The 20,996-nt window shown below is 76.2% G+C and carries 12 protein-coding genes and 2 tRNA genes; 7 read left to right on the top strand and 7 right to left on the bottom strand.

The window, feature by feature from the left end; translation table 11 throughout:
* Nucleotides 1-134: 134 nt before the first annotated feature.
* Nucleotides 135-905: a TetR/AcrR family transcriptional regulator gene (locus ACZ514_RS12830; RefSeq protein ID WP_468164338.1), complete on the top strand. Its 771-nt coding sequence runs from the start codon at nt 135-137 to the stop codon at nt 903-905.
* 602 nt (nt 906-1,507) lie between these two features.
* Entirely contained in the window at nt 1,508-3,433 is a 1,926-nt protein-coding gene (locus tag ACZ514_RS12825) for a sigma-70 family RNA polymerase sigma factor (protein WP_469124688.1), read from the top strand.
* On the opposite strand, the gene ACZ514_RS12820 is transcribed toward ACZ514_RS12825, so the two are convergent.
* Nucleotides 3,420-6,683, bottom strand: coding sequence for an AfsR/SARP family transcriptional regulator (locus tag ACZ514_RS12820; protein ID WP_469124687.1), 3,264 nt, complete (start codon nt 6,681-6,683; stop codon nt 3,420-3,422). The genes ACZ514_RS12825 and ACZ514_RS12820 overlap by 14 nt on opposite strands.
* 1,372 nt (nt 6,684-8,055) lie before the next feature.
* A complete protein-coding gene (locus tag ACZ514_RS12815; RefSeq protein WP_469124686.1) occupies nt 8,056-10,290 on the bottom strand; it encodes an asparagine synthase-related protein in 2,235 nt (744 codons plus the stop codon).
* Nucleotides 10,291-10,965: 675 nt separating this feature from the next.
* Here ACZ514_RS12815 and ACZ514_RS12810 point away from each other — a divergent pair.
* The 4 genes from ACZ514_RS12810 to ACZ514_RS12795 all read left to right on the top strand — a co-directional run bounded on the left by ACZ514_RS12810 (nt 10,966) and on the right by ACZ514_RS12795 (nt 16,139).
* Nucleotides 10,966-12,543, top strand: coding sequence for a sporulation protein (locus ACZ514_RS12810; protein WP_469124685.1), 1,578 nt, complete (start codon nt 10,966-10,968; stop codon nt 12,541-12,543).
* 19 nt (nt 12,544-12,562) lie between these two features.
* On the top strand, nt 12,563-13,783 hold the full coding sequence (lhgO, locus tag ACZ514_RS12805) for an L-2-hydroxyglutarate oxidase (RefSeq protein WP_469124684.1): 1,221 nt from the start codon (nt 12,563-12,565) through the stop codon (nt 13,781-13,783).
* A 215-nt stretch (nt 13,784-13,998) separates the two neighbouring features.
* Nucleotides 13,999-14,817 carry a tRNA (guanosine(46)-N7)-methyltransferase TrmB gene (trmB, locus tag ACZ514_RS12800; protein WP_468164376.1) on the top strand — a complete coding sequence of 273 codons (819 nt, stop codon included), beginning with the start codon at nt 13,999-14,001 and terminating at the stop codon, nt 14,815-14,817.
* Between the two features lie 95 nt (nt 14,818-14,912).
* Nucleotides 14,913-16,139, top strand: a complete 1,227-nt coding sequence (locus ACZ514_RS12795) for a PrsW family intramembrane metalloprotease (RefSeq protein WP_469124699.1) — start codon at nt 14,913-14,915, stop codon at nt 16,137-16,139.
* A 63-nt stretch (nt 16,140-16,202) separates the two neighbouring features.
* On the opposite strand, the gene ACZ514_RS12790 is transcribed toward ACZ514_RS12795, so the two are convergent.
* From ACZ514_RS12790 to ACZ514_RS12770, 5 genes are all read right to left on the bottom strand, one after another.
* On the bottom strand, nt 16,203-17,294 hold the full coding sequence (locus ACZ514_RS12790) for a M23 family metallopeptidase (RefSeq protein ID WP_469124683.1): 1,092 nt from the start codon (nt 17,292-17,294) through the stop codon (nt 16,203-16,205).
* Nucleotides 17,295-17,589: 295 nt separating this feature from the next.
* A complete protein-coding gene (locus tag ACZ514_RS12785; protein WP_469124682.1) occupies nt 17,590-18,753 on the bottom strand; it encodes a PP2C family protein-serine/threonine phosphatase in 1,164 nt (387 codons plus the stop codon).
* A 143-nt stretch (nt 18,754-18,896) separates the two neighbouring features.
* Nucleotides 18,897-18,970, bottom strand: a tRNA-Met gene (locus ACZ514_RS12780).
* A 163-nt stretch (nt 18,971-19,133) separates the two neighbouring features.
* Complete coding sequence (locus ACZ514_RS12775; protein ID WP_469124681.1) at nt 19,134-19,925, bottom strand: hypothetical protein; 792 nt, start codon at nt 19,923-19,925, stop codon at nt 19,134-19,136.
* A 426-nt stretch (nt 19,926-20,351) separates the two neighbouring features.
* A tRNA-Lys gene (locus ACZ514_RS12770) sits at nt 20,352-20,424 on the bottom strand.
* A gap of 116 nt (nt 20,425-20,540) precedes the next feature.
* Here ACZ514_RS12770 and ACZ514_RS12765 point away from each other — a divergent pair.
* Nucleotides 20,541-20,996: hypothetical protein (locus ACZ514_RS12765; protein ID WP_469124680.1), on the top strand; the 456-nt coding region annotated here is incomplete at its 3' end.

Raw genomic sequence — 20,996 nt, 5'->3', positions numbered from 1 at the left:
TGAATTGACTCTGGCTCAACTATGTTCGTATCTCGTCGAGGATGTAGGACCTGGGCCCTCATGACCGTGGCCCCCCTCGACACGAAGGCGGGGAGTGTCTCCGGGGGGAGACAAGTGATTACCGGGGGATACATATGAACATTTCCGATTTCCATGGCTCTGTCACCGCTCTGTCCGCGGAGACCGGCGGCCGCGTGATGGCAGGGTCGACCACCCACGGAGTGGGCCGGTCCACGCCGCTGCGCGTCGACGCGCAGCGCAACCTCGAGCACGTCCTGCGGGCGGCCCGGGAGGTCTTCGGCGAGCTGGGCTACGGGGCTCCGATGGAGGACGTGGCACGGCGCGCGCGGGTCGGCGTCGGGACCGTCTACCGGCGGTTCCCCAGCAAGGACGTGCTGGTCCGGCGCATAGCCGAGGAGGAGACCGCCCGGCTGACCGAGCAGGCCAAGTCCGCCCTGGGCCAGGAGGAGGAGCCCTGGCAGGCGCTGTCGCGCTTCCTGCGCACCTCCGTGGCCTCCGGCGCGGGCCGGCTGCTCCCGCCGCAGGTCCTGCGGGTCGGCTCGGCCGCCGAGGAGGACGCCGCCGAGCAGGAGGCCGCGGCCCGGGTGCCGCACCAGCGCCAGGCCGTCGGCGGTGCGGCGGAGCTGCGCGTCGTGGGCGCGCGCTCCTCGATCGAGGACGAGCCCTCGGAGGACGCCGGAGCGGGTGCGCTGCTGGAGGTCGTCGGCCAGCTGGTCGACCGGGCACGGGAAGCCGGTGAGCTGCGCGCCGACGTCACGGTGGCCGATGTGCTGCTGGTGATAGCCACCGCCGCGCCCGCCCTGCCCGACCCGGCCCAGCAGGCCGCGGCTTCGGCCCGGCTGCTGGACATCCTGCTCGAGGGGCTGCGCTCCCGCACGGCGTGAGGAGGCGCCCCGGCCGCCGGTGAGCCCCGGCAGCCGTGAACCCTCTGCCGCCGGTGGGCTTCGGCAGCCGGTGGGCCCTCTGCAGCCGGTGAACCGCCGTCCGGCGGAGCGGTCGAGGCGAGTCGTTGACGGGCCGGTCCCCGCAGGGGTGGGGACCGGGCCGTCGGCGGCGGAGCCGGCCGGGGGCGGGTGACGGGGACGGCGTGGCCGGGGGGCGCGAGCCGGGACGGCGGGTTGCCGCCGAAGTCCGGGCTGCCGGGGGGCGGAGCTGCCGGGATCCAGGGTTGTCCGGGCTGCCGGCAGGCGGGGACGGCGGGTTGCCGCCGAAGTCCGGGCTGCCGGGGGGGCGGAGCTGCCGGGGGCGGGGTTGCCGGGTTGCCGGGAGGCGGGGATGCCGAGACGCCGGATGTCGGGTGTCAGGGGCCTGGCGTCAACCCGGGGCGCGTGAGGGCGCATCGCCCGAAGGGGTGGTGCACCGTACGGCGATTCGCCGGATCTTGCCCGGACGGGTGGATGCCGCGGAGACGGCCCCGGGGCCCCACTGCCGTGTGACAGGCTGGATCGGTGTACCGGTTCGAGTGGGTCGTGCGGGGGCTTCCGCGATGAGCGTTGACGGGCGGGACGAGTCTCCCGGTGGCGTCGGTGGAACCGGCGGCGAGGCGGGGGCGGGCAGCCTGCCCGCTCAGCAGGTCCCGGCCCAGCGCGAACGCGGCGGACGACATGCCGCGGCCGGGCCGTTGGACGGTGAACTACCTCCTTCCGACGGCGACTTGATCACTCGGATGCGCGGTGGGGACGACGGCGCCTACGAGGAGCTGTTCCGCCGGCACGCCGACGCGGTACGGCGCTACGCGCGGACCTGCTGCCGGGACGGGCACACCGCCGACGACCTCACCGCCGAGGTGTTCGCGCGGACCCTGCAAGCGGTACGGGGCGGGGCCGGACCGGACCAGTCGGTGCGGGCCTACCTCCTGACCACCGTACGGCGGGTCGCCGCGGCCTGGGCGAAGACCGCCCGGCGGGAGCATCTGGTCGAGGACTTCGCGGTGTTCGCGGAACAGGCGGCCGCGGGTGCGGAGAGCGCCGGCGTGCTGTCCGGCGACGACACCCTCGAACTGGGCGCCGACGTCCGGGCGATGCACGAAGCCGAGCGGTCGCTCGCGATGCAGGCCTTCCGGAGCCTGCCGGAGCGGTGGCAGGCCGTGCTGTGGCACACCACCGTCGAGGAAGCCTCGCCGAGTGCCATCGCCCCGCTGTTCGGGCTGAGCGCCAACGCGACGGCGGTACTGGCCAGCCGGGCCCGGGAGGGCCTCAAGCAGGCCTACCTCCAGGCCCATGTGAGTTCCGCGCTCAGCTCGGGCGGCGACTGTGCCCGGTACGCGGACCGGCTGGGCGCGTACGCCCGGGGCGGGCTGCGGATGCGGGCGGAGCGGGGGCTGCGCAAGCACCTGGAGGAGTGCGCCAAGTGCCGGCTGGCCGCCGGGGAGCTGAAGGACGTCAACGCGGGCATTCCCGCGCTGCTGCCGGTGGCGGTCATCGGGTGGTTCGCCGCCGGGTACGCCGTCAAGGCCGCCGGGGTGGTGGCCGGTGGGGCCGTCGCCGCCGGGGGCGCGGGGGCTGCCGCCGCCGCGGGCGGATCCTCGGCCGGGACCGCGGGGGCTGCCGGGGCGGGGGCTGCCGGGGGCGGGGCCGCTGGTGGGGCAGGGGCCGGTGGGGCCGGAGGGGCGGTGGTCTCCGAGGGGCTGGGCCTGCCCGCCAAGGCCGCCATCGCCGCCGGCATCGCGGTCGCCGCTGCCGCCGGGGTGGTGTTCGCCCTGGCCGGGGACGATCCCGAGCCGCAGGCCGCGCCCGCACCCGGGGTGGTGGCGCCGGTGGCGCCCGAGCCGCCCGTACCGCCCTCCCCCGCCGCGCCGGAGTCGACGCCGCCCGCGGATCCGACGCCGGCGGCACGGGCCGTGCCGCCCCGGCGGAGCGCGGAGCCGTCCCCACCGCGGTCCTCGGCCGCCGCTGCCCCGGCCGTGCGGCCGCCCGCTCCGGTCGGCCTCCGGCCGAAGCCGGCCCCCTCGCGGCCCCGGCTCACGGCACCGCCGCCGCAGGGGTTCCGGCTGGCCGGGCTGGGGCACTCCGCGTACGGCAAGGGCACCGGGCCCGAGCTGGAGACCTGGCGCAGCAGCTGGGTGTGGCAGCGGTGGGGGCTGGTGGTCGGCGGCCGGCAGTTCGCGCAGGGCATCACCGTCGACTCCCGCTCCTCGGTCGAGATCACCCTCAACCGGCAGTGCGGCCGCTTCTCGGCGCGGGCCGGGGTGGACGGGCTGTCGCTGCTGACCGACGGGACGGTGCGGTTCTCCGTCTACGGCGACGGGCAGCGGCTGTGGCGTTCCGGAGCGCTCGGGTACGACGATCCCCCGGTGCCGGTCGAGGTGCCGCTGGCCGGGCACACCAAGCTGCGGCTCGTGGTGGAGCAGGTCCGGCAGGGGCACCTGCCGACGCTGGCGGGCTGGGCCGACGCGGTGATCAGCTGCGGCTGAGGCCGGCCGTCTCGGTGACCGCGCCGAGCACCGCGAGGACCTCGTCCGGGGTCAGGGTCCGGCCCTCGGCCTCCGCCCGGGCTTGGCCGGCCGCCCCGAGGGCGGCGCGGGTGCGTTCCGGGAGACCCTCCAGGGCGGCCTCCTCCGGGGCCGGGCGGGGAAAGCCCGCGCGCCAGGCGGTGGCCGCCGCGAGGACTCGTACGCTCTCCTCGGGCCGGCCCGCGTCGGCGAGGAACAGTGACGCCGATTCGGCGATGCCTGCCAGGACGCGTTCCGCGCAGTGTGCCTCCACCGCGCCGGCGAGGACCGGGCCGATCCTGGCCAGCCCTGCCCGCGCGCCGTTCTCACGGCCCTCCAGGACGGCCTCGATGAGGCCCAGCCCGGCGGTGAACTGCGCGGGCACGCTGCCTTGCCGGGCCGCGGCGCGGGCGGCGGCGCACTCGGCGCGGACCTGGTCGTGGTCGCCGCGCTGGAGGGCCAGCGTGGCGGACAGGAAGCGGGCGAAGGTGCTCACGTCGTAGACCCCGCCGTGCTCGTGGGCCTCGCGGTCGGCCTCCGCCAGCAGCTTCTCGGCGGTGTCGAGGTCCCCCTCGCGGTAGGCGGTCTCCGCGATGCGGGCGATAGCGAAGGGCGCCTCGATGCGGGCGCCGACCTCCCGGGCGAGGCGCAGGCACTCCTCGTAGGCGGCGCGGGCGGTGGCGTACTGGCTGCGCGAGAGGGCGGCCTCACCGACGGCGCTGGCCACCTGGGCGCGGATCCAGCGGTCGCCGACGCGGTGGGCGATGTCCTGGAGCTCGGTGAGGTCGGCGTCCACGGTGCGGAGGCCGCCGGTCGTGTCGATGGCGAAGTGGACGCGCATCAGCAGGGGGATCGCGAGTTCCCATTCACCGCCGTGGCGCCGGCAGTTGGCGATCGATTCGTCGATGCTCGCGTGGAAGCCGACGGTGTCGCCGGTGAGGAAGCAGATGGTGGGCCAGAGCATGCCGGGGAAGCGGGTGGCCTCCGGGGTGCCGCGGCGGAAGACCTCCTTGACGCGGGCGGCGAGGGCCTGGTGCTCGGGCGTACGGAACCATTGCGGGCCGGCGCTCTCGGCGAGCAGGAACATGTGCAGCATGCGCAGGCGCATGGAGGACCAGTAGGCCGCGGAGTCCTCGGGCGGCTCGACGGGGATCCGGGCGAGGAGGCGGGCGGTCCAGTCGGCGCCCTCGGAGCGGTAGTCGCGCAGCCACCAGAACCAGCCGAGGGCGGAGAGCAGGCGTTGGGCGGCCTCGGTGTCGCCGCCGTCCGGGTCCCCGCCGATGGTGGTGTGGAGGGCTGAGCGGAGGTTGTCGAGCTCGGTCTCGACGCGGCGGATCCACGGGAGCTGGCCGGCGGAGCGCAGCAGCGGCTCGGCCCGCTCGGCGAGGGCGACGTAGTGGGCGGCGTGGCGGCGGGCGGTGGCGCGGGCGTCGGCCGGGTCGGCGGCGAGGCGTTCGGCGGCGTACTCGTGGATCGTTTCCAGGAGGCGGTAGCGCATGCCGTCGGGGCCGGGCTCGGCCTGGACGAGGGACTTGTCGACGAGGGCTCCCATCGCGTCGGCGACGTCGGTGACCTCGGTGGCGTGGGTGACTCCGGGGGTGTGGGTGGTGTGGGTGGCGCCGGGGGCGCCGCCCGCGCAGACTGCTTCGGCCGCTTCCAGGTCGCAGCCGCCGGCGAAGGCGGACAGCCGGGCGAGGACGGTGCGCTCGGCGTGGTCGAGGAGGTCCCAGGACCAGTCGACGACGGCGCGCAGGGTCTGCTGGCGGGGCAGCAGCGTACGGGCGCCGCCGGTGAGGAGGCGGAACCGGTCGTCGAGCCGGTCGGCGATCTGGCGCGGGGTGAGCAGGCGCAGCCGGGCGGCGGCCAGTTCGATGGCGAGCGGCAGCCCGTCGAGGCGGGCGCAGATCTCGGCGACGGCGGCCGGGTCGTCACCGGGACGGAAGCCGGGGCGGGCGGCGGCGGCACGGTCGGCGAACAGCCGGTGCGCGGGGGCGGGCGGCAGCGGTTCGAGGGGGCGCAGGAACTCCCCCGGCACGCCGAGGGGTTCGCGGCTGGTGGCCAGGATCCGGACGCCGGGGCAGTGGGTGAGGAGGCGTTCGGCGAGTTCGGCGGCGGCTCCGATGACGTGCTCGCAGTTGTCCAGGACGAGGAGCAGCCGGCGGTGCGCGCAGTGTTCGACGAGGGCGGCGGTGGGGTCGTCGTCGGCGGTGGTCCGCTCGCGGGCGACGAGGCTGTTCTCGCGCAGGCCGAGGACGCTGAGGGCGGCGCCGGGGACGGCCGCGGGGTGGTCGAGGCGCGCGAGCTCGACGAGCCAGCCCGAGTCGGGCCGGGCGGCGGCCGCGTGCTCGGCGAGGCGGGTCTTTCCGGAACCGCCGGGACCGGTGAGGGTGACGAGGCGTACGCGGTCCAGGTCGGCTGCGAGGGCGGCGAGTTCGGGTTCGCGGCCGACGAAGGAGGTCAGGCGGGGCCGGATGTTGCCGCGGGGCTGCGGGGAGGGGGGCCGGAGCAGCTCGGCGTGCAGGGCGCGCAGCGCGGGGCCGGGGTCGGCGCCGAGGCCTTCGGCGAGGTCGCGGCGGGTGCGCTCGTAGGCGGAGAGCGCGTCGGCGGCGCGGCCCGCGGCGCGCAGGGCGCGTATCTGCTGGGCGCGCAGCGGTTCGTCGTACGGATGCTCCTGGATCAGTGCCTCGATCTCCGGCAGGAGCTCGGCGGGAGCGGTGGCGCCGCTGCGCAGGTCGGCCTCGACGCGGTCCCGCTCGGCGCGGGCGCGGCGGGCCTCGCAGGCGGCGGCGTGCGCGGTGCGGGCCGGCTCGGGGAGGTCGGCGAGGGCGGGGCCGCGCCACAGGGCGAGGGCCTCGCGGAGGGTGGTGGCGGCCGTGGCGGGGTCGTGGGCCAGCTGCTCGGCGCCGAGGGCCGCGAGCCGGGTGAAGCGGTGGAGGTCGACGTCGTCCCGGCCGGCGGTGAGGCGGTAGCCGCCGGCGGGGTCGGTGGTCAGCTCCCCGGCGCCGAGGGCGCGGCGCAGGCGGGAGACGAGGGCCTGGAGAGCGGCGGGGGCGTCCTGGGGCGGGTCGTCGCCCCACACTTCGTCGACGAGGTCGCTGACGGACGCGGCGGCCGGGCCGCCGGCGCGCAGGGCGAGGGCGGTCAGGAGCGCGCGCAGCCGGGCGCCGCCGGGGGTTCGGGGGGCGCCGGTGTCGTCATGTGCCTCGGTGGGGCCGAGGATTCGGTACCGCACCGGCCAATTCTGCCTTGTCCCCGCGGGGGCGCGGCTGGGATTTCCGTCGGGCGGCCCGCACCCCCCGGCGGCGGCCGGACCGTCGGCCGCCCCCCGTCCCCCGCCCCGCGACCCGCCCCGGACCCCGCGCCCCGAACGCCGACGGGCTGGAACACCGGGACCGCGCGCCACCGCAGGCCGAGGCGGGGCCGAGACCGTGGGAGCCCGCAGGGCTCCGCCCCGGGCCCCGGACGCCGGGCCGTCAGACCCGGCCCCCCGGCCGGAGACGGCGCGGCCGGAACACCCCGGCCGCCGACCGGGACCGGGCCGGGGCGGGAACACCCCGGGCTCACTCCCGGGCTCACCCCGGCCCCGGGTCTCAGGCGGTGAGCCGGCGCGGCCGGAACACCCCTGGCCACGGCCGAGCCGGGTTGCGGCCGCCGGGGACGGGGGCGGTCAGCCGCCACGCCACCCGCAGCCCGACGCCCGGCAGCGTCGACGGGGCTTGCCCACCCGGGGCCCACGCCAACCCGCGCGCCCCGGAGGCCGGCGGGGCTCCACATGAGCTGAGCCCGGGCCGCCGACACCCGGGCCGACAGCGCGGCCCGCCCGGGCCCCGCCCCTGACCAGCGCGCCCCGGAGACCGGCGGGCCCACCAGCGGCTGGCCGCGGGAGCAGGCGGGGTGAGACGGGGGAAGCGGGCATCCAGGCGCGGAACAGCGCGGCAGCAGGGGTGTTCCCGCCCCGAAGGACCCCGCACCCGGAGGCCGACGGGGCGGGAACGCCCCGGGCCCCACCCCGGACCCGGGCCGTGAGCCGGCACTGCGGAAACACCCCGGGTCGCCGACCGGGGGCCGGGTTGCGCCGCCGGGGACGGGGGTGGTCAGCCGCCGCGCACCCGCAAGCCGAGGCCGAGGCCGACACCGCGGGAACACCCTCACCCCCCGCCCTCGCCCCGCACCCGTCCGGCCCGTCAGCGGCTGGCCGGGAGGGCGGGCGGGGTGAGAGGGAGGAAGCGGGCATCCAGGCGCGGGACCGCGCGGCAGCGGCGGGGGTGGCGCCCCGGAGAGCCCCGACTCGGGGGCCGACGGGGACTGGGACGCCCGGGCCCCCACCCGAACCCGGGCCGCAGGTCAGGGACCGGCGGGGGCGGTCGCCACGGCACCCGCAAGCCGACACCCGGCAGCGCCGACACCGCAGGAGCACCCGGGCCCCGTCCCGACCCGCGCACCCCGGGACCGCCCCGGCCCGCACCCCTCGGCCCGCCGCCCGGCCCGCACCCCTCGGCCCGCAGCCCGGGCCGACACCGCAGGAGCACCCGGGCCCCGCTCCGGCCCGCCGCCCGGGGGCCGACGCCGCCGGTGACCCGCCGAGAACCGCGCCGTCGGCCCGGTCAGCGGCTCGCCGGGAGGGCCGGTGGGGTGAGGCGGGGGAGGCGGGCGTCCAGGGGCGGGACCGCGCGGCGGCGGGGGGTGGAGGTGCCGGTCCAGCAGGTGCCTCGGCGGGCCAGGAGGCGGCGGAGCCACAGTTCCATCGAGACGAGTTCCGCGAGCCCGTCGAGCGGGACGGGCCGGCCCTCGGCCGCGTCGATCAGGGCCTGCTGGACGACGCGGGCGTCGACGAGGCCCGCCTCCGCGAGGAGCGGTGCCGTGAAGAGGGCCAGCAGGGAGGTGAGGGCGGCCCGCAGTCCGAGGCGGGTGGCGGTCTCGTTCGGGGTGTGCGAGGTGGCGCCCCAGCCGGGCGGGAGTTCCCGTACCCCGGCGGAGGCCAGGACGCTGCGCAGGATCTCGGCGCGGGCTCCGGGCTGTACCCGCAGGGACTCCGGCAGGGCGCGCGCGGCCCGTACGACCTGGTTGTCGAGGAACGGCGCGTGCAGGCGCTGGCTGCGGACCTCCACGGCCTGCTCGAAGACCCGGTGGTCGGCGGCGTGACGGGTCAGCAGCGCGCGGGCGCGGGCCTCGCCGGGGCGCAGCGACAGCGGGGGCCGTCCGGCGGCGGCCCTCAGCCGGATCGATACTTCCGCCAGGGCTTCGCCGGTGAGCCAGCCCGCGGCGGGGCCGGGCCGGGACCAGGTGAGGGCCGCCAGTGAGGCGTCGACGGGCCCGGTGGCGGCGGCGAGTGCGGCGCCCCCCTGGCGCAGCCGGGCCGCCGCGGCCTCCATGCCCGCGCGGTACGGCGTACGGGCGAGGCGGCGGGCGGCCGAGTAGACGGAGAAGGGGACGAGCAGCGGGTCGGCGGGCGCGGAGCGGGCGAGGGCGGCGACGGGGCGCAGCAGGTGGCGGCGTCTGCGGTCGAGCAGGAGGTCGGCCATGCGGGCGGGGTGGGCGTCGAGGACGCGGCGGGCTCCGTGTCCCGTGAAGTGGTCGGCGGAGCCGGCCGCCAGGCGGCGCCGTTCGCGGGCGGCGGAGACGAGGGAGGGGCCGGGTTCGTCGGTGAGGGGGCCGTCGAGTTCGGCGTACGGGAGGGCTTCTTCGGCGGCGGCCACGACGAGGTGGTGCAGCCGGGGGTCGGCGGCGATGGCGTGGGCGCGCGCGAGTTCGCCCTCGCGGCCCTGCGGGGTGGTGAGGTCGTTGAAGGTGACGGCGAGGAGGCGGGAGCCGGAGCCGTGGAGGGTTCCGGGGGCGCCGGGCAGGCCGGCGGCGAGGAGGGCGAGGGTCGCGGAGGCGGTGCCGCCGGAGAGGTCGGCGCCGACGCCGGGCGCGGGTGCGCCGCGGGCCGCGCGCCGGTCGGCGGGGCCCATGCCGGGCACCGGCCCGGGGTCGGGGAGCAGGGTCTCGGGGGCATGCCGCGGCGCCGTGAGCCGGGCGCGCACCGCCGCGGTCAACGCTTCCCGTACGCCCTCCACCGCCCGTTCGGGGTCGGCCTCGGGGGCGGCCACGGCGAGGGAGGCCACCGGTTCGTAACCGGTGATCTCCCGGGAGCCCTCGCGCAGGATCAGCGTGTGGCCGGGCGGGATGCGCCGGACACCGGCGTACGGTGTGCCGTCGCCCAGGGCCTCGGGGCTGTCGGGGCAGGCGAGGAGGGCGGCGAGGTGGCCGACGTCGAGCTGCGCCTCGATGAGGTCGGCGAGCGGGAGCGCGGCGGTGGCGTACGCGGTTCCGCCCGCCCAGGGGGTGTAGAAGACGGGCCGGGCGCCGGCGAGGTCGCCGAGGACGGTGATGCGGCGTCCGGCCTGGACGACGGCGGTGTAGCTGCCGGGCCACTCGGTGAGGTGGCGCAGGGCGCCGCCGCGGGCGGCGTAGAGGGCGCGGCGGAGTTCGTCGTCGGTGGCGCCGCAGCAGCCGAGTACGGCGAGCCGGGTGAAGGGGTCGGCGGGGTCGGCGGTGACGGTGCGGATCTCGTCCGGGCGCCAGTCGCCGACGGCCCAGAGGGGGTCGGGGTCGCCCCACAGGAGCTGGGCGCCGACGGGGTGGACGGTGCGTTCGGCGTCCTGGGCCGCGGGGTCGTCGGCGTGTGCGGCGTCGGCGATGCCCCCGTGCTGCGGCGGTCCGGCGTGGGGCGGGCGGCCGTAGGAGGAGTGGTGGGGGGAGCCGTGGGAGGGGTCCGCCGGTGCTCCTGGGCCGGACGGGACGCGTCCGGCCGTGCCGAAGCTCGCGGCGATACTGCTCCACCCGACCAACCAGCGCACCGCCGCCTCCCCCAGCCCGTGGGCACATGACCGGGGCAACGGACGGCCGGGACGGCACGGACAACGTGCGTCGGCGTGCGTCGGCGCTTGGAGGGCGCGGCCGGCGGGACCCCGGGTGGCTCGGGGTCCATGCTGCCACGAGAAGGGCGTGCGGGCGTGGCTTCGGGGGGCGCACATGCAAACGAACACGCCCCGGTCACACGGTATTTGGCGTTCCGTTCCCACCGCCCCATAGGTCGGTTTCGGCCATTCTTCGGCCGTACTGAGGGCCCCTGCGGGCCCCCGCGCGGGCGGCCGGGACGGCCGCGGGGCGCGGTCCGGGAGGCGTCTGCGACCTCCCGGACCGTTCCGCCACCCGCGGGGATTGAGGCAGCGGCATCCCCCGGCCCACCGGGTCCACTCAGCGGGCCGACCCACGCACCGCACATCGAATCGCCGGGCCCGGTGGGCGGCCAGAGCGCACGGCCGGGCGCACGGCCACACGGCCGGAGCACGAGCCGACGCGTGCGCCGGGGGCACGACCCCCCGGGCGGACTGTGCATACGGACAACAATCCCGCCATACGGAACTCGGGGCCTTAACGCTTGGGAGGCGGGGAACTACGCTGGGTTTACGAAATGCCGGGCGCCTATGCCCCGGCGGCGTCTGCGTTCCGCGTGTGACGAGGGGTGGCGCATGTCCAGGGAGCTCCGCGAGCCCAATGAGAAGCTCGGCGCCGTCCTCGCCCTCGCGGGCATCAGCAACGCCGGGCTGGCCCGGCGGGTCAACGACCTCGGCGCGCAGCGCGGCCTGACGCTCCGGTACGACAAGACGTCCGTGGCGCGGTGGGTGTCGAAGGGGATGGTGCCGCAGGGCGCGGCCCCGCACCTGATCGCCGCCGCCATCGGCGCGAAGCTCGGCCGGCCGGTCCCGCTGCACGAGATCGGACTGGCGGACGCCGATCCGGCACCGGAGGTGGGGCTGGCCTTTCCGCGCGACATCGGGGCGGCGGTGCGCTCCGCGACCGACCTCTACCGGCTGGACCTCGCCGGGCGGCGTGGCGGTGGCGGGATCTGGCAGTCGCTCGCCGGCTCCTTCTCGGTGTCCGCGTACGCGACGCCCGCCTCCCGGTGGCTGATATCCCCGGCCGACAGCTCGGTCGCGCGCGAACCGGCCCCCGCCGGCGCCCCGGGCACCGGGACGGGCGCAGCGGCCACCGGCCGGGCTTCCACGGCCGCCGCCCCGCCGCGACGGACACCTGAAACCCCCGCTCAGGGCGTTGTGCCCGCCCCGTCCGGGCCCGAAACCGCGCCGCCGGCGGCCGCCCCCGCGCGGCCCGTGCGGGAGGCCTCCCCGCAGCGCGTGGGCCACAGCGACGTGACCAAGCTGCGCGAGGCCGCGGAGGACGCGCGCCGCTGGGACTCCAAGTACGGCGGCGGGGACTGGCGTTCGTCGATGGTGCCGGAGTGCCTGCGGGTGGACGCGGCGCCGCTGCTGCTCGGCTCCTACACCGACGAGGTGGGCCGCGCGCTCTTCGGGGCGACCGCCGAACTGACCCGGCTGGCCGGCTGGATGGCCTTCGACACCGGCCAGCAGGAGGCCGCCCAGCGCTACTACATCCAGGCGCTGCGCCTGGCCCGGGCGGCGGCGGACGTCCCGCTCGGCGGGTACGTCCTGGCCTCGATGTCCCTCCAGGCGACCTACCGGGACTTCCCCGACGAGGGCGTGGACCTCGCCCAGGCCGCCGTCGAACGCAACCGCGGGCTGGCCACCGCCCGCACCATGAGCTTCTTCCGCCTGGTCGAGGCCCGGGCCCACGCGAAGGCGGGCGCCCCGGCGGCCGCCGGGGCGGCGCTGCGGGCGTCCGAGGGCTGGCTGGAGCGCTCCCGCGACGGCGACGCCGACCCGACCTGGCTGGGTTTCTACTCGTACGACCGTTTCGCGGCGGATGCCGCGGAATGTTACCGGGACCTGAAACTGCCCCGCCAGGTCCGCCGCTTCACCGAGCAGGCGCTCTCGCGCCCCACGGAGGAGTACGTGCGCTCGCACGGGCTGCGGCTGGTGGTGAGCGCGGTCGCCGAGCTGGAGTCGGGCAACCTGGACGCGGCCTGCGCCGCCGGCACCCGGGCCGTGGAGGTCGCGGGCCGGATCTCCTCGGCGCGCACGACCGAGTACGTACGGGACCTGCTGCACCGGCTGGAACCGTACGGCGACGAGCCGCGCGTCGCCGAGCTGCGCGAACGGGCCCGCCCGCTGCTCGTGGCCCCCGCGTAGCCCCGTTGTCGGTGGCGGGGTGCAGTATGCAGGGGTGGGAGGTGTCAGCGTGGACTGCGACGTGCTGGTGATCGGTGGCGGGATCGTCGGCCTGTCGACAGCCCATGCCCTGTCGCGCCTGGCCCCGGGCACCCGGGTGACCGTACTGGAGAAGGAGCCCGGCCCGGCCCGGCACCAGACCGGCCGCAACAGCGGCGTGATCCACAGCGGCATCTACTACCGCCCGGGCTCCCTCAAGGCCCGCTACGCGGTGCGCGGGGCCGCCGAGATGGTCAAGTTCTGCGCGGAGCACGGCATCGCGCACGAGGTGACGGGCAAGCTGATCGTCGCCACCGACCGCTCCGAGCTGCCCCGGCTGCACTCCCTCGTCCAGCGCGGCCGGGAGAACGGCATCCCGGTGCGCGAGCTGGGACCGGCCCAGATCACGGAGTACGAGCCGCACGTCCGGGGCATCGCCGCGATCCACGTGGCCACCACCGGGATCGTGGACTACGGCCGGGTCGCGGCGCAGCTCGCCGAGACCTCGGGCGCGGAGATCGTCTACGGCGCGGAGGCGGACCTGATCTCCCGCCGCCCCTCCGCGGTGGCGGTCCGCACCACCGCGGGCGGGGTGTTCCGCGCCCGGGTCCTGGTCAACTGCGCGGGCCTCCAGTGCGACCGGGTGGCCCGCCTGGCCGGTGACGACCCGGGCATGCGGATCATCCCCTTCCGGGGTGAGTACCACGACCTGGCCCGCCCGGAGCTGGTCCGGGGCCTGGTCTACCCGGTACCCGACCCGGCGTTCCCCTTCCTCGGTGTCCACCTCACCCGGGGCATCGGCGGCGGGGTCCACGTCGGCCCGAACGCCGTCCCCGCGCTCGCCCGCGAGGGCTACGGCTGGGGTACGGTCCGCCCGCGGGACCTCGCCACGGAACTGGCCTGGCCGGGATCCTGGCGGATGGCCGCGCGGCACTGGCGGTACGGGGCCGGCGAGATCCACCGCTCCCTGTCGAAGCGGGCCTTCACGGAGGCCGTACGCCGCCTGCTGCCGGACGTCACCGAGGCGGACCTCGCCCCCGCGGCGGCGGGGGTCCGCGCCCAGGCGGTGCTGCGGGACGGGACGCTGGTGGACGACTTCCTGATCCGGGAGGCCCCGCGCACGGTGCACGTCCTGAACGCCCCCTCGCCCGCGGCGACCGCGTCGCTGCCGATCGGCCGCGAGATCGCCACCCGCGCCCTCCACCACCTCCGCACCTCCTGACCCGGCGGGCCCTGGTCCACCCCGGCACCGACCCCGCCCCGAAGCCACCCCACAGAACCCCCGCCGGGCAGCACCACCCCCGCGGCACCGCGAACCGCCCGGCCAGGGCAGAGGCCAGGGCACGGGCCCGGCCAGGGCAGAGGCCAGGGCACGGGCCCGGCCAGGGCGCCCGCCCCCACCCCCCGTCGTAGAATCTCCGCATTGTGTCTGAGCCCCTGAACCCCCAGCCCAGCCTCCCCGACTCCCCGCCGGAGGCGTACACGCCGCCCAAGTGGCGCACCGAGCCGCGGTTCCCCGACGGCCCCGCGCCCGACCCCGCCGGGTCGCACCACGAGCGCCGGATCCGCAGCTTCCAGCCGCGCCGCAGCCGGGTCACCACCGGCCAGGGCGAAGCGCTGAAGCGGCTGTGGGGCACCTGGGGCCTCGACATCGACGGCCACGAGGTCATCGACCTCGACAAGCTCTTCGGCGGCCTCCCCGTCGTCCTGGAGATCGGCTTCGGCATGGGCGAGGCCACCGCCCAGATGGCCGCCGCCGATCCTGGCACCGGCATCCTCGCCGCCGACGTGCACACCCCCGGCCAGGGCAACCTCCTCGCCCTCGCGGAGCGCAACGGCCTCACCAACGTCCGGGTGGCGAACGGCGACGCGATCATCCTGCTCCGCGAGATGCTCCCGCCCGCCTCCCTCGCGGGGATGCGCGTGTACTTCCCGGACCCGTGGCCCAAGGCCCGCCACCACAAGCGCCGCCTGATCCAGCCCGAGTTCCTGGACCTCGCCGCGACCCGCCTGGCGCCCGGGGCCGTGCTCCACTGCGCGACCGACTGGGAGGACTACGCCGAGCAGATGCTCGAAGTCCTCACCGCGCACCCGGAGTTCGAGAACACCCAGGCCGACGGCGGCTACGCGCCCCGCCCCGAGTTCCGCCCGCTCACCCGCTTCGAGGGGCAGGGCCTGGACAAGGGCCACGTCGTCCACGACCTCCTCTTCGTCCGCCGCGGCGAGCGCGCGGTCGAACCTGACTCCAAGAACTGACAAACGTCACTCGGAGTGTCCGAGCGGCTCGGTAGGGTCATCATGTGTACCGAGCGCTCTCCCGTGTGCTCGCACGCCCGTCGGGCACGGCCCGCATGTGCGTGCTCGTCACGCTGCTCACCGCCACCGGCGCCGTCATCCTCGAGCTGGTGCGGGAGCAGACCGGCACGGCCGGTTTCTTCGTGGGCCTCGGCCTGGCCCTGCTGCCGGTGCCGCCGCTGGTGGCGGCGTTCCGGTGGCTCGGCCTGGCCGCGCCGGGCCCCTGGCGGCCGTCGCTGTTCTGCTTCGGCTGGGGGGCCTGCACCGCGGCGCTGATCGCGATACTGGCCAACAGCTTCGCCACGGAGTGGATGGCCTCGGCCTCCGCCGATCCCTCCACCGCCGACCGCCTCGGGTCCGTCGCCATCGCGCCGGTGGTGGAGGAGACCGCGAAGGCGGCGGCCCTGCTCCTGGTCTTCGTCTTCCGAAGACGGCGGTTCACCGGCGTCGCCGACGGGATCGTGTTCGCCGGGTTCACCGCCACCGGTTTCGCCTTCACCGAGAACATCCTCTACCTGGGCACCGCCTTCGAGGAGGACCTGGCCAACGGCACCCGCGCACTGGACTCCGTGACGGCGGCGACGTTCTTCGTGCGGGCCGTGCTCTCCCCGTTCGCGCACCCGCTGTTCACCGTGCTCACCGGCCTCGGCTTCGGCGCGGCCGCGCTCACCTCCCGCCGTGCGCGCAGGAACGGGCTCCCCGTGCTGGGGCTGCTCCTGGCCATGGGCACGCACGCGCTGTGGAACGGCTCCTCGCACTTCGGTGAGTACGGTTTCTACGTGGTGTACGGCTGCGTGATGGTCCCGGCGTTCGGGCTGCTGCTGTGGCTGGCCGTGCGGGCCCGGCGCCGGTGCCTGCGGGCCGTCGCCGCCGAGCTGTCGGTATACGCGGCCGCGGGCTGGCTCGGTCCGGCGGAGGTGCCGGCCCTGGCTTCGATGCCGGCCCGGTCACTGGCCCGCGCCCTGGCCCGCCGCACCGGAGGCCGCCACGCCGCCCGCACCGTGTCCCGGTACACGGCGGACGCCGCCGCCCTGGCCCTGCTGCGCCGCCACGCCCGGCACTCCGGCCCGGGATCGCGGGATCCGGAATTCGCCGCGCGGGAGCGCGAGTTGCTGCACCGGCTCTGGCTCGGCCGCGCGACGGCCGCGCCCGTGCTGGCCCGGGCGGCCGTACTGGAGGAACTGCTGCCCCCGCCGCGCTGGACCCCGCAGGCCGCCCCGGCGCCCGCGCGGATCTTCGTACCGGCCGCCAGGACGCCGGAACTGTCGGCCTCCCACCCCTGAAAGACCGGCGGGACCGGGCGGGCCCGGAAGGACCGCGCGATCAGGCGGTCAGACGGCAGACGGTCAGACGTCGAGGCCCTTCGAGCGCAGCCACGCCAGCGGGTCCACCGTCGAACCGCCCTTGCGGACCTCGAGGTGGAGGTGCGCACCGGTGACGTTGCCGGTCGCGCCGACCCGGCCGATGGTCTCGCCGGCGCCCACGGAGCCGGAGGTCACGGACATCGAGGAGAGGTGGCAGTACCAGACCTCGGTGCCGTCGTCGAGCTTGAGGACGATGCGGTAGCCGTAGGCCCCGGACCACCCGGCGGAGATGACCTTGCCGCCGCCCACGGCCTTGACGGGGGTGCCGGTCGGGGCGGCGAAGTCGAGGCCGGTGTGGTAGCCGGAGGACCACATGGAGCCGGCGGCGCCGTAGTGCGAGGTGAGGGTGTAGGAGGAGGTCGGCAGGGAGTAGCCGCCCGCAGCCGTGGTACCCGAACCGGAACCGGAGCCGGAGCCGGAGCCCGACGCGGTGCCCGTCCCCGCCGAGGCCTTGGTGGCGGTCTGCTCGGCGGCGGCCTTCTCCGCGGCCGCCTTCTCGGCGGCGGCCTCGGCGGCGGCGCGCGCCGTCTCGGCCTCCTTGTCGGCCGCTTCCCGCTGGGTCCGGGCTTCCTGGGCGGCGCTCTCGCGCGCCGTGCGCTCGGCGTCCGCGCGGGCCCGGGCCTCCTCGGTGTCCTGCTGGGATTCTGCCTGGAGCAGGATCCGGTTGAGCAGCGCCTCGCCCGCGCCGGCCTGCTGCGGCACTCCGGCGGTCTCGGCCGCGCCCGCCGAACCGGTACCGGAGTCCGCCTCGGCGGCGGTCCGTACGGCGTCGCCGCCGGAGCCGGAGTCGGAGCCGGAGTCGCCGCCGCCCAGCAGGTCGGGCATGGAGGGCATGGATATGGAGACCTGGGGCCGGTCCTGCGCGGTGGCGATGCCGCCCGCGCCGACGGCCGCGATCACGCCGACGCCGAGCACGGTCGAGCTGCGGGCGAGCCCGCCGCGCGGCTTGAGGACGCGGTGCTTGCCGCGGAGCGGGCGTGCGGAGTCCTCCGTGGGATTCCACTCGCCCCAGGCTCCCGCGGTGGGCGTCTCCTGGAGGTCTATGCCGTCAGAGGCAGGCGAGTTGGAGGCCACCGGGGCACACTCCTCATGGGCGAGAACGCACACGGGTGCCGTCGTTGCGACGGCTGGGACGACCGCGCTGCGTTATCGAAAGGTAATCTACGCGGACGAATGAATCCAAGCCGAAGCGATTGATCGTTCACCCCAATCGGCCACTCAGGGCTCAGCTTTGGCCTTCACATTCGCCCTATACGGCCCCAACCAGGGCAATCCTTCTACCCCTCGCACGCCACTTCCGGCCCTGCACGCTCCTGACGCACCGTCAGGGGAGCCGCTCCACCGGCCGTCTTCCGCTACGTCCGGTCGCTCACGGGCTGTCGCCGCGCACGACCGGGACGGTCCGCCGTCGCTCCGGCCGCCCCTCCCCCGCCCGGCCCACCGCGAGCAGCGCCATGTCGTCCGTCGTGCCTCCGCCGGTGTGCCGCCGCACATCGCGGCTCAGCGCACCGATCAGCTCCTCCGGCCCCGGAAAGACCCGCCCCCGCAGCCGGGCCGCCGGATCGTAGAAGGTGCCCGCCGCGTCCCGGGCCTCGGTCAGCCCGTCGGTGTACAGCAGCAGGGTGCTGCCCGCCGGGAAGGACCACTCCTCGCTCCGGTGGACCCCGTCCGCCGCGAGTTCGCCCAGCCCCAGCGGCAGCGCCGGCTCGGCGGGGGCCAGTACCTCCAGGCCCCCGTCCGCGTACAGCAGCAGCGGCTCGGGGTGGCCCCGGTTGAGCAGCCGCAGCCGTTCGGCGCCGGGCGGGATCTCGCCGAGCACGCACGTGGTGAACCCCTCCACCGCGTCCAGGCTGCCCCGGCGCGCCCCTTCCCGGGTCAGCGCCCGCTCCAGGCGCCGTGCGAGGCCCTCGAGGGTCGGCTCGGTCTCCGCCGCCTCCCGGAAGGCCCCCAGCACCACCGCGACGGCCTCCACGGCCCCCAGCCCCTTCCCCCGTACGTCACCCACCGCGAGCCGCACGCCGTACGGGGTGTCCTGGACGGCGTACAGGTCCCCGCCGATGAAGGCGTCGGCCTGAGCGGCCTCGTACCGGGCGCCGACGCGCAGCCCCGCGATCCGCTCGGCCGGGGTCGGCAGCACGGCCCGCTGCGCGGCCTCGGCGATCCCGCGCGCCGAGGCGAGCCGCTCGCCGCCGCGCCGAACGACCCGGTTGATCAGCAGGGCCAGCCCGGACACGGTCAGCACCGTCACCAGCTCGGTCAGCGCCTCCACCTTCCAGGCGGTGCCGTTGTGGACGTGGAGGCCGACGACCACCAGCGAGGAGGCGATCCCGGTCAGCGCGGTCGCCCGGAGCGTGAACAGGGGAGCCGCGACCAGCGGTGCGGCGGCGAAGAAGGGGGACCCCGTGAAGCTGGGCGGGGTCACCAGGGTGAACACCAGTCCCAGCAGGACCAGCAGGACGGGCAGGATCCGCACCACCCGCCGGGCGGCGCCGTCCGCACTGCCGCCCTCGCCTTGCCGGCCCAGCCCCGCCACGCTGCTCTCCTGCCGCCCGGTCGCGCCCGTCCCCCCAGGCTGACGGCAGACGGCCCGGTACGGCGAGCGGACCGGGGCGAAGGAGTGAGAGCCGAACACGACGAAGGCCCGGTTCCACCAGGGAACCGGGCCTTCGTACTGAGTAGCGGGGACAGGATTTGAACCTGCGACCTCTGGGTTATGAGCCCAGCGAGCTACCGAGCTGCTCCACCCCGCGTCGGTAAACCCAACTCTACGTCATCCGGGGGACGCCTCCCGCCAATTAACCGCCCCGCACTCCCTCAGAATGGCATCACCGCAGGTCAGAGGCTTCATAACCGATCCGTCCGGGCACCCGGACCGGCGGCACCGGCCCGGTTGCGCGCTCCTGGAGGCGGCTCTCAGACGGTCACCGTCAGGTACGCGATCCCAGAATCCACGACCCACTGCGCGGCCTCCGCGTCGAGCTCCCACGGCGTCCGCAGCAGCGTTCCGCGCAGATCGGCACGAGAGCCCAGGGACGCCGGCCCGGGGCCCAGGCGCCCGAGGCGCTCACCGTCCGTTCCCCAGTGGGGATCGGCGGGGGTGTCCAGTACGGATATGAAACGGTCCACGCGCGCCGGCCAGGTGGGATGACCCCACCAGCGGTCGCAGGCGAGTGCGCCGTGACCGGCCGTGTAGAGGATGCCGTACCGGACGCCCTGGCGCTCCATCTGGCCGGCGAAGGCTCCCAGCTTCCCGTCCGCGTGGTCCTCGTACTCCGCGAGGTCCTCATCGGTGCGCGCGAGTTCGCCCAGGGTCATGCCCGTCGGAAGCCTGCGGCCGGGGTTGGTCAGCCACGTGAAGAGCCGATGCCCGAGGACGTCCACGTCCTCGACCGTGACGCCCCGGAACGCTTCGGCGCTCCCCGAGGAGATGCCGTGGGCCGTGCACCATCCGCGGAGGCGTTGGCGTACACCGAGCGTGGTGTGACTGTTGATCCGCAGCATGTCGCCGTCGGACAGGCGCCCCTCCGCATGCCAGTTCTCCACGCAGCTGTTGCGCCACGCGCCGTTCGTGAGGCCGATGGCGAGCAGGTCCAGGAGGGAGGACAGATCATCGGGGTCAACGCCTTGCGCCTTCAGCACCCCCTCGAAGACCTCCTCCGTCATCATCGCCCGCACCTCTTCGAGCATCCGCTCAGCGTCAGTCACGCGGCCCTCGTCCCCCCTCGCTCGTTCCCGCTCCCGGCCCGGCGCCGTCGCACTCATCTTCGACGCTCTCGGGCCGGCTCCACCAGCAGCCTGGTCGCGCCTCGGGCGCGGGTGCGGGCGTTGACCGTTCGGGCACGCCGGTGGTGGCGGCCTTCGGACCGTCAGGGAGACGCTGCGCCGCTCCACCGGCCCGCTGACTTCGGACACGTACGCGGGCCCGCTGTGCGCGGTCGGGAAGGCCGCCGCGCCGAGGGGCTCGGCTCGTTCCGCGAGCGGGCGCGGCCGCGGCGGCGAACGGAAGCTGTGGCACCGTCGTTGCCCCGGTGTTCCCTCCCGGGGCCGGGAACGACGTAGCGCCCCGGCCGGCTGAAGCCGGTCGGGGCGCTACGTAGCAGGTCAGAGGGTTTGGTCTCCGCCCGCGAGCGGTAGGCCATGTCGGACTCGAACCGACAACCAACGGATTAAAAGTCCGCTGCTCTGCCAATTGAGCTAATGGCCCTCCATGTGCTCACCCCAGAGCATAGCCGGAGAGGGGCTGCTGGCCGATCGGGTATCGCCGGGTGTGGCCCCGGCGGTTTCCCGCCAGACGGCGCGGGAGGGGCGAAACGGCCGGAAATGGGCTCGGCCCCCCACCGCACCGGAGTGCTGTGGGGGGCCGAGTCCTCGTCAGGCGGCGCTCAGGCGTCAGCCGTTGCGCTTCCAGCGCGGCTTGTCGTCGCGGCGGCCACCGAAGGTGGAGCCGGACGGGCGGTTGTCGTCACGCCGGCCGTAGGGGCGCTCGCCGGCGCCGCCGGAGCGGAAGCCGCCGGAGGGACGGTCGTCGCGGCGGAAGCCGCCGCGGTCGCCACCACGGTCGTCACGGTTGAAACCACCGGACGGACGGTCATCGCGACGGAAACCACCACGGTCACCGCCACCACGGTTGTCATCACGACGGTCGTCCCGGCGGAAGCCACCCGACGGACGGTCATCGCGACGGAAGCCGCCACGGTCGCCACCACGGTCGTCACGGTTGAAACCACCGGACGGACGGTCATCGCGACGGAAACCACCACGGTCACCGCCACCACG

Source organism: Streptomyces sp. NPDC034086 (assembly GCF_055575515.1).
The sequence above is the reverse complement of the archived record's forward strand: the minus strand, read 5'-3'. Positions and strand labels throughout refer to the sequence as shown.